Source organism: Geodermatophilus sp. SYSU D00867 (genome assembly GCF_054050315.1).
The window spans coordinates 20,134-36,124 of record NZ_JBJGZC010000024.1 but is presented as its reverse complement, the minus strand read 5'-3'; the positions used below and the strand labels follow the sequence as shown (position 1 = coordinate 36,124).

Annotated in this window: 12 protein-coding genes; 9 read left to right on the top strand and 3 right to left on the bottom strand. The window is 76.4% G+C overall.

Going from position 1 to position 15,991, the window contains the following annotated elements:
* Positions 1 to 173: 173 nt before the first annotated feature.
* On the bottom strand, positions 174 to 1,658 hold the full coding sequence (locus ACI8AK_RS19685) for a CCA tRNA nucleotidyltransferase (RefSeq protein WP_456903463.1): 1,485 nt from the start codon (positions 1,656 to 1,658) through the stop codon (positions 174 to 176).
* A gap of 42 nt (positions 1,659 to 1,700) precedes the next feature.
* Between ACI8AK_RS19685 and ACI8AK_RS19680 the strand changes: the two genes are divergently transcribed.
* From ACI8AK_RS19680 to ACI8AK_RS19640, 9 genes are all read left to right on the top strand, one after another.
* Positions 1,701 to 2,177: an NUDIX hydrolase gene (locus ACI8AK_RS19680; protein ID WP_387988621.1), complete on the top strand. Its 477-nt coding sequence runs from the start codon at positions 1,701 to 1,703 to the stop codon at positions 2,175 to 2,177.
* A 67-nt stretch (positions 2,178 to 2,244) separates the two neighbouring features.
* Positions 2,245 to 4,512, top strand: a complete 2,268-nt coding sequence (locus tag ACI8AK_RS19675) for a DUF6049 family protein (RefSeq protein WP_456957641.1) — start codon at positions 2,245 to 2,247, stop codon at positions 4,510 to 4,512.
* A gap of 383 nt (positions 4,513 to 4,895) precedes the next feature.
* The gene (gene murJ, locus ACI8AK_RS19670; protein WP_456957639.1) at positions 4,896 to 6,755 is read left to right on the top strand and encodes a murein biosynthesis integral membrane protein MurJ; all 1,860 of its coding nucleotides are present in this window, start codon (positions 4,896 to 4,898) and stop codon (positions 6,753 to 6,755) included.
* Positions 6,756 to 6,834: 79 nt separating this feature from the next.
* Positions 6,835 to 8,448, top strand: a complete 1,614-nt coding sequence (locus tag ACI8AK_RS19665) for a hypothetical protein (RefSeq protein WP_456957637.1) — start codon at positions 6,835 to 6,837, stop codon at positions 8,446 to 8,448.
* A gap of 60 nt (positions 8,449 to 8,508) precedes the next feature.
* Entirely contained in the window at positions 8,509 to 9,519 is a 1,011-nt protein-coding gene (gene trxB, locus ACI8AK_RS19660) for a thioredoxin-disulfide reductase (protein WP_456957636.1), read from the top strand.
* 120 nt (positions 9,520 to 9,639) lie between these two features.
* Positions 9,640 to 9,966, top strand: a complete 327-nt coding sequence (gene trxA, locus ACI8AK_RS19655) for a thioredoxin (RefSeq protein WP_387988625.1) — start codon at positions 9,640 to 9,642, stop codon at positions 9,964 to 9,966.
* 123 nt (positions 9,967 to 10,089) lie between these two features.
* Positions 10,090 to 11,232: an N-acetylmuramoyl-L-alanine amidase gene (locus ACI8AK_RS19650; protein ID WP_387988626.1), complete on the top strand. Its 1,143-nt coding sequence runs from the start codon at positions 10,090 to 10,092 to the stop codon at positions 11,230 to 11,232.
* A gap of 91 nt (positions 11,233 to 11,323) precedes the next feature.
* Entirely contained in the window at positions 11,324 to 12,724 is a 1,401-nt protein-coding gene (locus ACI8AK_RS19645) for an aminotransferase-like domain-containing protein (protein WP_456903457.1), read from the top strand.
* Between the two features lies 1 nt (position 12,725).
* Entirely contained in the window at positions 12,726 to 13,727 is a 1,002-nt protein-coding gene (locus ACI8AK_RS19640) for a D-alanine--D-alanine ligase family protein (protein WP_456957635.1), read from the top strand.
* Between the two features lie 50 nt (positions 13,728 to 13,777).
* Here the strand turns inward: ACI8AK_RS19640 and ACI8AK_RS19635 are convergent, their stop codons facing one another.
* Positions 13,778 to 14,854, bottom strand: a complete 1,077-nt coding sequence (locus tag ACI8AK_RS19635; protein WP_456957633.1) for a ParB/RepB/Spo0J family partition protein — start codon at positions 14,852 to 14,854, stop codon at positions 13,778 to 13,780.
* Positions 14,851 to 15,963, bottom strand: a complete 1,113-nt coding sequence (locus ACI8AK_RS19630) for a ParA family protein (RefSeq protein WP_456957631.1) — start codon at positions 15,961 to 15,963, stop codon at positions 14,851 to 14,853. Before ACI8AK_RS19630 ends, ACI8AK_RS19635 begins: the two co-directional genes overlap by 4 nt.
* Positions 15,964 to 15,991: the final 28 nt, after the last annotated feature.

The window sequence follows — 15,991 nt, the reverse complement described above, 5'->3', positions numbered from 1 at the left end:
CGCTCCGAGGGCCACTGCGAGGGCCACTGCGAGGGCCACGGCGCACGCACGGCACGCCCGTCCTGCGTTCCCCCGTGCACCCGTTCCCCCGTTCGCGGTCCGGCCGTCCGTCCTACCGGCGGACGCGGGGCGCGGGGAGGGGCGCGGGCGGAGGGCACACCCGAGCGGGGGAGTCAGGAGCGGGCGGCCCACCAGGCGCGCAGCTCGGCCTCGGCCTCGTCGGGCCCGAGCGGACCGCGCTCCAGGCGGAGGTCCTTGAGGTACGTCCACGCCTCGCCGACCTCGCGGCCCGGCGGGATGCCCAGGATCTCCATGATCGCGTTGCCGTCCAGGTCGGGCCGCACCCGCGCGAGGTCCTCGGCCGCCGACAGCTCGGCGATCCGCCGCTCGAGGGAGTCGTAGGTGGCCGAGAGGGCGGCGGCGCGGCGCCGGTTGCGGGTGGTGCAGTCCGAGCGGACCAGCTTGTGCAGCCGGGACAGCAGGTCGCCGGCGTCGGTGACGTAGCGGCGCACCGCGGAGTCGGTCCACTCCCCGCGGCCGTAGCCGTGGAACCGCAGGTGCAGGAAGGTCAGCCGGGCGACCGCCTCGACGACGTCCTTGGGGTAGCGCAGCGCGGTCAGCCGCTTGCGCACCAGCTTCGCGCCGACGACCTCGTGGTGGTGGAAGGAGACCCGGCCGCGCGGCTCGTGCCGGCGGGTGGCGGGCTTGCCGACGTCGTGCAGCAGCGCCGCCAGCCGCAGCACGAGGTCCGGCGACTCCGCGTCCGGATCGGCCTTCTCCAGCGCGATCGCCCGGTCGAGCACGGTCAGCGAGTGGGAGTAGACGTCCTTGTGCTGGTGGTGCTCGTCGATCTCCATCCGCAGCGCCGGCAGCTCGGGCAGCACGACGTCGGCCAGGCCGGTGGAGACGAAGAGCTCCAGCGCCGCGCGGGGGCTGTCCTGCAGCAGCGTCTTGGACAGCTCCGCCTGCACCCGCTCCGGGGTGATCCGCGCCAGCTCCCCCGACATGTCGGTCATCGCGCGGACCACGTCGTCGTCCGGGGTGAGCCCGAGCTGGGCGACGAAGCGCACCGCGCGCAGCATCCGCAGCGGGTCGTCGGCGAAGGAGTCCGCCGCCGCGCCCGGGGTGCGCAGCCGGCGGGCGAGCAGGTCGCCGAGGCCGCCGAACGGGTCGGTCACCGTGCGGTCGGGGCCGAGGGACACCGCCATCGCGTTGACCGTGAAGTCGCGGCGGGCCAGGTCGTCGGTCAGCGAGTCGCCCCACGCCACCTCGGGGTTGCGGGACTCCCGGTCGTAGCGGTCGGCGCGGAAGGTGGTGATCTCCAGCCGGGTGCCGCGCACCTCGGCGCCCACGGTGCCGAAGGCGATGCCCTGGTTCCACGTGGAACCCGCCCAGCCGCGCAGCAGCCGCAGCACCTGCTCGGGCCGGGCGTCGGTGGTGACGTCGAGGTCGCCGGGCGGCGTCGGCGCGCCGCTGCCGGCGGCCAGCAGGGCGTCGCGCACCGACCCGCCCACGAGGTGGGCCTCGAACCCGGCCGCGGCGAAGCGTTCCCCCAGCTCCACCAGCACGGGCGAGACCTCGACCAGCTCGCGCACGGTCTGCTGCACCGCCGGCGGGACGTCCACGGCGGCCGGACGACTCTTCCGCTCCCCGGACACGACGAGCCAGGGTAGTGCGGCGGCTCGCGCTACCCTCCTGGCATGGCAGGCACCGGCGGACGAGGGCGTCCCGGCCGCCGGCTGCGGCGGGTCGACGAGACCTCCGCCGGGGGCCTCGTGGTCGCCGACGACGGGATCTCCGGCCCGCGGGCCGCGCTGATCGGTCGCACCGACCGCCGCGGCCGGCTGCTGTGGTCACTGCCCAAGGGCCACATCGAGGAGGGCGAGACCCCCGAGGACACCGCCGTCCGGGAGGTCGCCGAGGAGACCGGGATCATCGGCGAGGTGCTCGCCCCGCTCGGGATCATCGACTTCTGGTTCGTCGCCGAGGGCCGCCGCGTGCACAAGACCGTGCACCACTTCCTGCTGCGCGCCATCGGGGGCGCCCTGTCCGACGCCGACGTCGAGGTGACCGAGGTCGCCTGGGTCCCCCTCGACGAGCTGTCCGACCGGCTGGCCTACGCCGACGAGCGGGCGCTGGTCGAGCGGGCGCCCGCGCTGCTCGCCGACAGTGCGTGACCCGGACCGCGACGTCCATCCTCGGCACAGCACCCCCCGGTCCGGGGCCGGCCGGCGCGGGAGGACGGTGACCCGCGTCCTGACGGTGGCCCTGCTGGCCCTTCCGCTCGCCGCCGCCCCGGCACTCGCCCCGGGCGTGGCCCCGGCCGCCGCGGCACCGGCGGCACCGGCGGCACCGGCACCGCCCGCCGCGCCCGCGGCCGACCCCGAGCGGCCGGTCACCGTCGACGTCACCCGGCTCGACCCGCGCACGGTCGCCCCCGGCGGCACGGTCACCCTGGCCGGCACGCTGACCAACGACGGCACCGAGACGGTCACCGACCTCGGCGTCCGGCTGCAGCGCGGCCAGGCCGTCACCACCCGCGCCGAGCTGCTCGCCTCCGACGCCGACCCCGACCCGGCCACCGCGTTCAGCACGCCGTTCCAGCCGCTGCCCGGCCCGCTCGCCCCCGGCGACTCCGCGCCGTTCACCGTCACCGTGACCACCGCCGACCTGGCCCTGGACCGCGACGGCGTCTACCCCGTGCTGGTCAACGTCAACGGCACCACCGACGGCGGCGAGCCGAGCCGGGTGGGCGAGGTCCGCACCCACGTGGTGCAGCAGAGCGCGCCGCCGGCCGCCGCCACCGCCGTCGCCTGGCTGTGGCCGCTGGCCGAGCGCACCCACCGCGACGCCTCCGGCGGGTTCGTCGACGACGGCCTGGCCGAGGCGGTCGCCGACGGCGGCCGGCTCGACCGCGCGCTGGCCGTCGTCGAGCGGCTGCCCGCCGCCGTCGCCCCCGGCGCGCCCGCGGCCACGCCCCTGGCCCCGGTGACCCTCGCGGTGGACCCCGCCCTGGTCGAGGAGCTCTCGGTCATGGCCGAGGGTCCCTACGACGTCGGCGGCGAGGAGGGCGCCGGCACCGGCACCGAGGCCGCCGCCGCGTGGCTGGAGCGGCTGCGCGCCGTGGCCGCCGACCACCCGGTGGTCGCCCTGGCCTACGGCGACGTCGACGCCGACGCGCTGCAGGCGGCGGGCCTCGAGCCCGCGCTCACCCGCGCGCTGCCCGGCGCCGCACCCGGGGCCGAGGGCGACACCCCGGAGGGCGGGGGCGTGGTCTCCGCGGCCTCGCCCGGGCCGGCCGGGGCCGCGCTGCTGGCCGACGTCCTCGGGGTCACGCCGCGCACCGACCTGACCTGGGCGGCCGGCGGGGCGCTGCGGCCGGACACGCTCACGACCCTCCGGGAGGGCGGCGTCGAGCAGGTCGTGGTGGCCTCCAGCGCGCTGAGCGACGGCGACGCGGCGCTCGGCGTCCCCGGCGGCGGCGCGGCCGCGCGGACCACCGTGCTCGGCACCGACGGCCCGGTCGAGGCGCTGGTGGCCGACGCCGGGCTGTCCTCCGTCGTCGGCACGGCCGACACGGCCGAGGGCGGGCCGCGGGTGGCCGAGCAGCGCTACGTCGCCGAGCTGGTGCTGGTCTCGCAGCAGGCGGCCGCCACCCCGGCCGGCCAGAGCGTCCTGGTCGCCCCGCCGCGCGACGTCGACCCCGACCCGGAGGCGGTCGCCGCGATGATCACCGACACCGCGCTGCCCGGGCTGCGCCCGGCGTCGCTGACCGACCTGTCCACGGGCCCGGTCGCCGACGCCGGCACGCCGGTGGACCAGGCCGGCGCGGCGGTGCTCGACCCCGCCGGCGTGGCCGGGCTGGTCGCCGCGACCGCGCTGCGCGACGACCTCGCCGGCGCCGTCGTCGAGGAGCCCGCCACCGTCCTCGCCGGCTACGACGCCGCGCTGGCCCGGGCCGCCTCGGCGGCCTGGCGGGACGACCCGGCCGGCTTCACCGCCGCCGCCGGGGACGTGCGCGACACGCTGGCCGGCCTGCGCGAGCGGGTGACGCTGGTCGCCCCCGCCGACGGCACCTACAGCCTGGCCTCCAGCGACGCGCCCCTGGTGCTCACCGTGCAGAACGACCTGCCCTTCGCGGTCCGGGTGCTGGTCGAGGCGCGCACCCGCGACAACGTCGGCCTGACCATCGGCGACGTCGGCGCGGAGCTCGCCCCCGAGCAGCGCACGACGCTGGAGGTCCCGACCGAGGTGCGCCAGTCCGGCCGCTTCGCCGTCACCGCGAGCCTCACCACCCCCGACGGCGGCCGGCTGGGCGACGACGTCGCGATCCAGGTGCGCAGCACCGCCTACGGGACGATCTCGCTGTCGATCACCATCGGCGCCGCCGTCCTGCTCGGGCTGCTGTTCCTGCGCCGCGGGGTCCTCTTCCTCCGCCGCCGCGGGCGGACCGAGGAGGAGCTGCCCGACGGCGCCGGGACCGCCTGGCCGCCCAGCCGGAGCCCGGTGTGACCGGCCACCCCCGCAGCGACGAGGACGCACCCGCCCGGGAGCCGGGGGCGCGCCCGCTGCCGCCGGTGCCCCCTCCCGTGTCCTCCCCGCCCCCCGCGGCGGCGTCCCCGGGGGCGTCGCCGCCCCCGCCGGCGCGCGACCGGTCCCGGCCGCTGCCCCCGCCGCCGTACCCGGTCGCCCCGCCGCCGGGCTCGGGCCTGCCGGGCACCCCGGCGGCCCGCCGCGCCATGCCCCCGGTGCCGCCGGCCCGGCCCCGCCCGCCGGGCGCTCCCCGCACCGGGGACCAGCCCGGGGTGCAGGCCGACGGACGGCGCCCGGCGCCCCCCGGGGCCGACGTGCCCCCGCCCGCGGTCGTCCGGCCCGCGCCCCGTCCGCTGCCGCCGGTGCCCCCGCCGGTGCGGCGCCGCTTCATCCCGGCCGACGAGACGCAGGTCATCCCGATCCTGCACCTGCCCCCGGTCCCGCAGCCCGAGGGCGAGACCGAGGAGGAGGCACGGCGGCGGGAGGGCGCCCCCGGCGGCAGCCGCGGCCTCCTGCGCGCCGCCGGGACGATGGCGGTGGCCACGCTGGTCTCCCGGATCACCGGCCTGCTGCGCACGGTCGTGCTGGCCGCCGCGCTGGGCGTCGGGCTGGTCAACGACGCCTACAACACCGCCAACACGCTGCCCAACATCGTGTACGAGCTGCTGCTCGGCGGGGTGCTGACCTCGGTCATCGTGCCGCTGCTGGTGCACGCGCAGGAGCGCGACCGCGACGGCGGCGTCGCCTACGCCCAGCGGCTGTCCACGGTGGCGATCGCCGGGCTCCTGGTGGTCACCGCGGTCGCCGTCGTCGTCGCTCCGGCCCTGACCGCGCTGTACGGCATCCAGGAGGACCCGGACCAGGTGCGGCTGGCCAACTGGCTGGCCCGGATCCTGCTCGTGGAGATCGTCTTCTACGGCATCGGCGCGCTGGCGCAGGCGATCCTCAACTCGCGCGGGGTGTTCGGCCCGCCGGCGTGGGCGCCGGTCCTCAACAACGTCGTCGTCATCGCCACCGGCGTGCTGTTCGTGATGGCGAGCGGGCCCGGCGACCTCGAGCCGCGGACGATCACCCCCGGCCAGGTGTGGCTGCTCGGCGGCGGCACGCTGCTCGGCATCGCCGTCCAGGCGCTGGTGCTGGTGCCGCTGCTGCACCGGGCCGGCGTGCCGCTGCGGCCCCGGTGGAGCCTGCGGCAGACCGGGCTGCGCGAGGTCGGCGGGCTGGGCCTGTGGGTGGTCCTCTACGTGGCGGTCAGCCAGGTCGGCGTCGTCGTGGGGGGGGGGGGGGGGGGGGGGGGGGGGGGGGGGGGGGGGGGGGGGGGGGGGGGGGCGGGGGGGGGGGGTGGGGGGGTGGGGGGGGGGGGGGGGGGGGGGGGGGGGGGCCCCGCGCCCCCCCCCAACGCGGCCGCCCGCGAGGGCGGACTGGGCTCGAGCGCCTTCGCCTACGCCAGCCTGCTGTTCCAGATGCCCTACGGGATCATCGGCGTCGCGCTGCTCACCGCCCTGGTGCCGCGGATGAGCCGCGCCGCCGCCCGGAACGACGTCCCCGGCGTCGTCCAGGACCTCTCCCTCGGCACGCGGCTGTCCGCGCTGGGGCTGCTGCCGGTCGCCGCCGCGCTCACCGTCGTCGGCCCGGCGCTGGGGGTCGTCGCCTTCGCCCGCGGCAACACCTCGGTCGACGAGGCGCAGGGCATCGGCGCGGCCCTGGCCGTCGGCGCGTTCGGGCTGCTGCCCATGGCCGTCACGCTCCTGCAGCTGCGCGTCTTCTACGCGATGAAGGACGCCCGGACGCCGACGCTGATCCAGGTCGGCATGGTCCTCGTCCGGGTGCCGCTGCTGCTGCTCGTGCCGGCGCTGGTCGAGCCCGAGCACGTCGTCGCCGGGCTGATGCTGGCCACCAGCCTCACCTACCTCGCCGGCTGGGTGCTCGGGCACCTGGCGCTGCGGCGGCAGCTCGGCGCCGAGCCGGGTGTGGCGCGGGGCGGGGCGCTGGGCCCGGTGCTGCGGATGGTGCTGGCGGTGGCGGTGGCGGCCGGCGTCGGCTGGGTCGTCGTCCGCGTGACCCACGACGCGTTCGGCACGTCACTGACGGGCTCGCTCGGCACCCTGTCGATCGGTACCGTGGTCGTCGGCGTCACGGCCCTCGCCGGGTTCGTGCTCGCCCGCGTCCCGGAGCTCCGGGGACCCCTCGCCGCCGCGCGCGCGCGGCTGGGCCGCGGGTGAGCGGCGGACCGGCGGGCACGGACGGCGTCCCCGGGGCAGCGCGCAGCCGGGGGGAGCGGACAGGGGGTCGGACACGTCCATGACGGCGACGATCACCGGCCTCCCCGACCGGTACCGACCGCTGGACGAGGTCGGGCCCGAGGAACGCACCCCGACCGGCGTCATCCACTGCTGGCGCGCGAAGGACCGCATCCTCAACCGCGACGTCGCCATCCGCGTGCACGTCCCCGGCGGCCCCCCGGCCCGCGCCTGGATCGCCCGCGCCCTCACCGCCGGCGGCCTGGCCACCCCCGCGCTGGCCATGGTCTACGACGCCTCGGAGGGCAGCGGCGGCGAGACCGGCGCGGCCTACGTCGTCAACGAGTGGATCGAGGGGCAGACCCTCGCCGAGCGGCTGCGGTCCGGGCCGATGGGCGAGCGGGAGGCCCGCACCGTCCTGCGCCGGCTGGCCGAGGGCGTCGCCGAGGCGCACCGGGTCGGCCTCGCCGTCGGCGGCCTGACCCCCGAGACCGTCGTCCTGCGGCCCAACGGGCTGGTCGGCCTCCGCGCCGTCCCCGCGGCCACGGGCTCCGTGCAGGAGGACATCGCCGCCCTCGGCGCGCTGCTCGAGTACTGCCTCACCGGCCGGCAGGCCGGCGTCCCCGGGCCCGACGGCGTCCCCGCCGCCGCCCCGGTCATCGCCCAGCCGGACCTGGCCGCCCTCGTCCGCCGCGCCCGCTCCACCGAGCCCGGCGCCCGGCTGGCCAGCGCCGCGGCGATGGCCGCGCTGCTCACCGAGCGGCCGCGGTCCTCGGCCGTGCCGGTCCGCGGCCGCGACGAGAGCGACAGCGGCTGGCTGCGGCGCCTGCGCGAGCACCGCGAGGCCGGGCAGCCCGTCGCGCCGGCGCAGGACGCCGACCGGCCGCAGGGGCGCGAGCCCGACACCCTGCCGCCGGTGCCGCTCGGTCCCGCGCGCTCCCTCCCGCCGGTGCCGGCCGAGGGCTCCCACGACGTCGACGTCCTCGGTGAGCCGGTCGAGGAGGAGGACGAGGACGACGCCGAGGACCCGCCCGGCCGCCGCCGGTTCCTGGTCGCCGGCCTGCTGCTGGCCGCCCTGGTCGTCGTCGTGCTGCTCGCCTGGTGGGTGGGCACCAACCTGCTCTCGGTCGCCACGAACGTCGACGAGCGGCCCGGCACGCCCGTGGTCCCGTCCAGCAGCGCGCCCGCCGAGGACAGCGCCGCCCCCGCGCCGGAGGCCGGCACGCCCCTGCCGATCCGCGACGCCACCGTCTTCGACCCCTTCGGCGACGGCGAGCCGGAGAACACCGACGAGGTGCCGGCCACCCACGACGGCGACCCGGCCACCACCTGGTCCACGCTGACCTACCGGGGCTCGGCCGACTTCGGCAACCTCAAGCCCGGCGTCGGCGTCGTCTACGACCTCGGCTCGGCCCAGGCCATCGGCGGCGTCACGCTGACGACGACCACCCCGGGCATCGCCGTCGAGGTCCGCACCGGCGAGGCCCCCGACGGCGACCTCGACTCCTTCGCCGTCGCCACCTCCGGCAGCGTCGACGGGACCACCGACCTCGCCTTCGACGAGCCGGTGACCGCGCAGTACGTCCTGGTGTGGGTGACCGGCCTGGTCCCCGCCGAGGACGGCTTCGCCGGCGACCTGGCCGAGGTCGCCGTCACCCCCGCCGCGGGGGAGTGACCTGCACGTCAGCGGCCTGTTCGCGGGAATCCCGCCCTACGATGCGGCGTTGTGCCCCGCGTGACGGACCCCCAGCCCACCCCCGGCCCCGCGACGACCACCGAGGTCGAGTCACCCGTGATCCCGCCCGCGGAGCGCGACGGCATCCGCGACCTGGTCATCATCGGATCGGGTCCCGCCGGTTACACGGCGGCCGTCTACGCCGCCCGGGCGAACCTGCACCCGCTGGTCTTCGAGGGCTCCCAGTTCGGCGGCGCCCTGATGACCACCACCGAGGTGGAGAACTTCCCCGGCTTCGCCGAGGGCATCCAGGGCCCGCAGCTGATGATGGACATGCGCCAGCAGGCCGAGCGCTTCGGCGCCGAGCTGGTCGCCCGCGACGTCACCGAGGTCGACCTCACCGCCACCCCCAAGGTGGTCAAGGTCGGCGACGAGGTGACCCTCGCGCACGCGGTCATCGTCGCCACCGGCTCCAAGTACCGGTACCTCGGCCTCGACAACGAGCAGCGCCTGCTCGGCCACGGCGTCTCCGCCTGTGCCACCTGTGACGGCTTCTTCTTCCGCGACCAGGACATCGTCGTGGTCGGCGGCGGCGACTCGGCGATGGAGGAGGCCACCTTCCTCACCCGCTTCGCCAAGTCGGTGACCGTCGTGCACCGCCGCGAGGAGCTGCGCGCCTCGAAGATCATGCAGAAGCGCGCGCAGGACAACGAGAAGATCCGCTGGGCGCTGGGCAAGCAGGTCACCGACGTGCTCGGTGACCGGACCGTCTCCGGCGTGCAGCTGACCGACGTCGCCACCGGCAGCACCGAGGAGCTCCCCGTCAGCGGCGTGTTCGTGGCCATCGGCCACGACCCGCGCAGCGAGATGTTCGCCGGGCAGCTCAAGCTCGACGACGAGGGCTACGTGCAGGTGGAGCACCCCACCACCCGCACCAACATCGACGGCGTCTTCGCCTGCGGTGACGTCGTGGACCACATCTACCGCCAGGCGATCACGTCGGCCGGCACCGGCGCCGCGGCGGCCATCGACGCCGAGCGCTGGCTGGCCGAGACCTTCGACGAGCGCTGACGGAGGCCCCCCTCGCGGGGCCGTCCCGGCACGTCACCACCCCCGGGCATACCGCACCCCCTCCGCGGGTTACTCCCCGCGGAGGCCGACCGACCTCGACCGCGACAGAGGAGAACGACCATGGCAGGCAACACCGTGACGGTGACCGACGCGACCTTCGCCAACGAGGTGCTGGGCAGTGACAAGCCCGTCCTCGTCGACTTCTGGGCGGAGTGGTGCGGGCCGTGCAAGATGGTCGCCCCGGTGCTCGAGGAGATCGCCAAGGAGCACGGCGAGAAGCTGACGATCGCCAAGCTCAACATCGACGAGAACCCGCAGATCGCCCGCGACTACCAGGTCATGTCGATCCCGACGATGACCGTGTTCCAAGGCGGCAAGCCGGTCAAGAGCATCATCGGCGCCAAGCCCAAGGGCGCGATCCTCTCCGACCTCGCCGACTACATCTGAGCCGCAGGCTCCGGCTCCCGAGGGCCCGTCTGGGGACGTCCCAGGCGGGCCCTCGCCGTTCCCGGGGCGGGACGGGCCCCGGGTGGGCCGGGAGGCGTCGCGGAGGCGACAATCGTGGGCACGATGGGTAGCGAGAGCGACATGCAGCCGCTGGGTCCGGGCAGCCACGGAGCCGCCGTCGCAGACGTACAGGCCGCGCTGCGCAGCCTGGGCCTGCTCCGGCCCACCGACGGCGCCGGGCCCGCCGACGGCGTCTACGACGAGGCCACCGCGCTCGCCGTCCGCCACTTCCAGCAGGTCCGCGGGCTGTCGGTGGACGGCCGGGTCGGCGAGGAGACCTACCGGGCGCTGTCGGAGGCGCGCTGGTCGCTGGGCGACCGGCTGCTGCACCACGACCCCGAGCGTCCCGTGCGCGGCGACGACGTCACCAGCCTGCAGGAGCGGCTGCTCGAGCTCGGCTACGACGCCGGCCGCGCCGACGGCATCTTCGGCCGCGACACCGAGTCCGGCCTGCAGGCCTTCCAGCGCGACTACGGCCTCACCGCCGACGGCACCTGCGGGCCCGCGACGCTGCGGGCGCTGCGCCAGCTGGGCCGCAAGGTGACCGGCGGGCGCCCCCAGCTGCTGCGGCAGAGCGCCGAGTTCGTCGAGAGCGGGCCGCACCTGATCGGCCGGCGCATCGTCGTCGACCCCGGTCACGGCGGCGCCGACACCGGCTTCGCCGCCGGCGAGACCACCGAGGCCGACCTGGTGCTGGACCTCGCCAGCCGGATCGAGGGGCGGCTGGCCGCGGCCGGCGCCACGGTCTACCTGACCCGCGGCCGCGAGCAGAACCCGGCGCCGGCCGAGCGGACCGCGTTCGCCAACGACGCCGGCGCCGACCTGTTCATCTCCCTGCACGTGGACGCCCACGACTCGCCGCACGCCCGCGGGGTGGCCAGCTACTACTACGGCACCGGCTCGGGGACGTCGTCGACGGTGGGGGAGCGCTTCGCCGACCTGGCCCGCCGCGAGGTGGTGGCCCGCACCGGCATGCTCGACCTCGGCGGGCACCCCAAGACCTGGGACCTGCTGCGGATGACCCGGATGCCCGCCGTGCGGCTCGACGTCGGCTACCTGTCGCACCCGGTCGACCGGCTGCTGCTGCTCGACGCCCGGCTCCGCGGCACCGTGGCCTCGGCCGTGCTGGCCGCCGTCCAGCGGCTGTTCCTGCCCGCCGAGGCGGACCCGCCCACCGGCACGTTCGTCCTCCCCCAGAGGGTGTGACGGGTGGGGCGCCTGGCGCCCCAGGTGTGACGGGTCCGTCTCACCCGCCGTGTCGGGCGGGCGGTCGCGGCGGCCTCCCTACACTCGGTCCGTGGCCTCTCTCCCGCCGTCGCACGGCCAGCCGCACCGCACGCCGCCGCAGCAGCACGGGCACGTGGTGCCCCGGCACCCGCGGCTGGACCCGCTGGCCGACCGGTACGCAGCCCGCACGCACGGCATGAAGAGCTCGGAGATCCGCGCACTCTTCTCCGTCGTCAGCCGGCCCGAGGTGGTCTCGCTGGCCGGCGGCATGCCCGCCGTCACCGCACTGCCGCTGGACGCCGTCGGGTCGATGATCGGCGAGCTGGTCAGCGGCATGGGCGCGCAGACCCTGCAGTACGGCTCCGGCCAGGGCGACCCGCGGCTGCGCGAGCGCATCTGCGACGTCATGGCGCTCGAGGGCATCACCGACGCCTCGCCCAGCGAGGTCGTGGTGACCGTCGGCTCGCAGCAGGCTCTGGACCTGGTGACCCGCGTCTTCTGCGACCCGGGCGACGTCATCCTCGCCGAGGGCCCGTCCTACGTCGGCGCGCTCGGGGTCTTCCAGGCCGCCGAGGCGCGGGTGAAGCACGTCGCCATGGACGACGACGGGCTGGTCCCGGAGGCGCTGGAGCAGGCGCTGCTCGAGTGCCGGGCCAACGGCGACCGGGTCAAGTTCCTCTACACGGTGCCCAACTTCCACAACCCGGCCGGCGTGACGCTCTCCGAGCCGCGCCGCCAGGCGATCGTCGACATCGCCGACCGCTACGACCTGCTGGTCATCGAGGACAACCCCTACGGCCTGCTCGGCTTCGACCACGAGCCGATGCGCGCGCTGCGGGCCCGCGACGCGCAGCGGGTCATCTACCTCGGCTCGTTCTCCAAGACCTTCTCCCCGGGCCTGCGGGTGGGCTGGGTGCTCGCGCCGCTCGCCGTCCGCGAGAAGCTGGTGCTGGCCACCGAGGCGCAGGTGCTCTGCCCGCCCTCGCTCACCCAGTACGCCGTCGCCCGGTACCTGGACACCCAGCCCTGGCGCGAGCAGATCAAGCTGTTCACCGAGCTGTACCGGGAGCGGCGCGACGCCACGCTGGAGTCGCTCGCCGCCCTGATGCCCCCGGGCACCACCTGGACCCGGCCCGACGGCGGCTTCTACGTGTGGCTGAAGCTCCCGAACGGCCTGGACGCCAAGCTCATGCAGCCGCGCGCGGTGGGCGCGCACGTCGCGTACGTCCCCGGCATCGGCTTCTACGCCGACGGGTCGGGCCGCGAGTACATGCGGCTGTCCTACTGCTACCCCGAGCCGGACCAGATTCGGGAGGGCGTGCGCCGGCTGGCCCGGGTCATCGAGGCCGAGCTGGACCTGCACTCCACCTTCGACGCCGTCGACACCGGCACCTTCCGCGCCGTCGGCCGGACCGACACCACCGCCGAGACGATCGTCGGCCCCGCCAGCAGCGACCGGATCGAGGACTGACGTGACCGAACCCGTGACCGACCCCGCCGCACCGGCCGCCCCGGAGGACGAGGAGACCGCGTTGCGCGCCGTCGTCCTGGCCGGCGGCCTGACCTTCGAGCGCGAGGTCAGCCTGTCCTCGGGCACCCAGGTGGTGGAGGAGCTGGCCCGCGTCGGTGTCGACGCCGAGCTGCGCGACGCCGACGCGGAGCTGCTGCCCGGCCTGGCCGCCGCCCCCGCCGACGCGGTGTTCATCGCCCTGCACGGCGCCACCGGCGAGGACGGCGCCCTGCGCGCGGTCCTCGACCTGGCCGGCGTCCCCTACGTCGGCTCCCCGGCCGCGGCCTGCCGGCTGGCCTGGGACAAGCCCGCGGCCAAGTCGGTGGTGCGCACGGCCGGGGTGACGACGCCGGACTGGGTGGCGCTGCCGCACAGCACCTTCCGCGAGCTGGGCGCCGGCGCCGTCCTCGACCTCATCGTCGCCCGGCTCGGGCTGCCGCTGATGGTCAAGCCGGCCTCGGGCGGCTCGGCGCTGGGCGCGCAGAAGGTCACCCGTGTCGAGGACCTGCCCGCGGCGATGGTCAGCTGCTTCGCCTACGGCGACACGGTCCTCGTCGAGCGGTTCGTCGACGGCGTGGAGCTGGCCCTGTCGGTGGTCGACCTGGGGGAGGGGCCGCAGGCGCTGCCGGCGGTGGAGATCGCCCCGGAGTCCGGCGTCTTCGACTACACCGCCCGCTACACGCCCGGGCTGACCGAGTACCACGCGCCGGCCCGCGTGTCCGAGGACGTCGCGGCCCGCGCGGCCGATGTCGCGGTGCGGGTGCACCGGGCGCTGGGCCTCGCGGACCTGTCCCGCACCGACGCGATCGTCTCGCCCGACGGCGAGGTGCACTTCCTCGAGGTGAACGTCTCCCCGGGGCTGACCGAGACCTCGATGTTCCCCATGGCGGTCGAGGCCGCCGGGCACGACCTGGGCGAGGTCCTCTCGCGGCTGCTCACCCGCCGGGCGCAGAGCTCGCGGTGACGTAGAGACAGAGGCCCGGTTCCGTCCGTGACGGAACCGGGCCTTTCTCGTCAGGCGCCTTCCGGCTCCTCGCGGCGGCCGGTCAGGTCCGGCGCCATCTGGCCGATGATGCGCTGCAGGTCGTCGACCGAGCCGAACTCGACGACGATGCGGCCCTTGGCCCGGCCGATCTGGATCTTCACCTTGGTCTCGAAGACGTCGGACAGCCGGCCGGCGAGGTCCTCGACACCCGGCGCGCTGATCCGGCGGGCGCGGCGGCGGGAGGCCGGCTGCTCGGCCACGGCGAGCGCGACCGCCTCCTCTGTGGCGCGCACCGACAGCCCCTCGGCCACGATCCGGGCGGCCAGGGCCTCCTGCGCCTCGGCGTCGTCGAGGCCCAGCAGCGCCCGCGCGTGCCCGGCGGAGATGACGCCCGCGGCGACCCGGGTCTGGACCTTCACCGGCAGCTTGAGCAGCCGGATGGTGTTGGTGACCTGCGAGCGGCTGCGGCCGATCCGCTGCGCCAGCTCCTCGTGGGTGGCGCCGAACTCCTCCAGCAGCTGCTGGTAGGCCGCCGCCTCCTCCAGCGGGTTGAGCTGGACGCGGTGGATGTTCTCCAGCAGTGCGTCGCGGAGCAAGGCGTCGTCCTCGGTGTCCCGGACGATCGCCGGCACCGTCTCCAGCTCGGCCGCGCGCGCGGCCCGCAGCCGCCGCTCGCCCATGATGAGCTCGTAGGGCGCACCGCCGTCGCCGTCGGTGCGCTCGCGCACGACGATCGGCTGCAGCAGGCCGAACTCGCGCACCGAGTGGGTGAGCTCCTCGAGCGCCTCGTCGTCGAAGACCTGCCGCGGCTGGCGCGGGTTGGGGACGACGTCGCTGACGGCGACCTCGCGCAGCTGCGCGCCGGGGACGCCGACCGCGGCCGTGCCCGGAGACGACGCGGCCTGCGCGGCGACCGTCGCGGCCGCCTGCGCCGCCGGTGGCAGCAGGGTGACCGGCGCCGGCGCCCCACCCGTCCCGGGCGTCCCACCCGTCTCGGGGGCGGCCGGGGCCGGGCCGTCGGTCTCGGGCAGCGTCGGCTGCTCGACCGGAGGGGCGGTGGGGATCAGCGCCGCGAGACCCCGGCCGAGGCCGCCACGCTTGCTCATCGGGTCTCCTCGTCGACGGAGGTCGGAACGGGCAGGACGGCGGCGTCGGTGCCGGCGAACGCGGGGTCGGCGTGCCGGGCGGTGCCCGGCCGGACGGCGGGCATCGGCGCGGTCGCCGGCGCGGGGGGCGGCGGCGGGGGGCCCATCGGCCGGACGTCGATCGGTTCCAGGCCGACGCCGCGCTCGGCGAGCTCGCGCGCGGCCTCGACGTAGCTGGTGGAGCCGCGCGAGCCCGGGTCGTAGGTGAGCACGGACTGCCCGTACCCCGGCGCCTCGGACACCCGGACGTTGCGCGGGATGACCGTCGCCAGCACCAGGTCCCCGAAGTGGCTGCGGACCTCCTCGGCGACCTGGTCGGCGAGCTTGGTGCGGCCGTCGTACATCGTCAGCAGGATGGTGCGGACGGCGATCCCCGGGTTGAGGTGCGCGCGCACCAGCTCGATGTTGTTGAGCAGCTGGCCCAGGCCCTCCAGCGCGTAGTACTCGCACTGGATCGGGATGAGCACCTCGTCGCCGGCCACCAGCGCGTTGAGCGTCAGCAGGCCCAGCGACGGCGGGCAGTCGATGAGGACGTAGTGCGGGCGCTCGTCCTCGGGCAGGCCGTGGATGTAGCCCTCGATCGCCCGGCGCAGGCGGTACTCGCGGGCGACGACGGAGACCAGCTCGATCTCCGCGCCGGCCAGGTCGATCGTCGCCGGGACGCAGCGCAGGTTCGGGCTGGCCGTCGTCGGGTGGACGACGTCGGCCAGCGAGCTGTCCCCGACGAGGGCGTCGTAGATCGACGGCGTCCCCACCGTGTGCTCCACGCCGAGGGCGGTGCTGGTGTTGCCCTGCGGGTCGAGGTCGATGACCAGCGCCCGCAGGCCGTAGAGCGCCAGCGCCACGCCCAGGTTGACCGTGGAGGTGGTCTTCCCGACGCCGCCCTTCTGGTTGGCGACGGTGATGACCCGGATGCGCCCGGGTGCGGGGAACGGCTCCTGGTCGGCGGCGTGCAGCACCCGGGTGGCCCGCAGCGCCTCCATCGCGATGGGACTGTCGAAGTCCCCGCCGGAGTGGGCCGCCGAGTCGGCCGCGAGGCTGCTGCGCAGCCGCTGGCCCGGGTCGGTCATCGCGGGTCCTCCCTGCCGACCCGTTTCA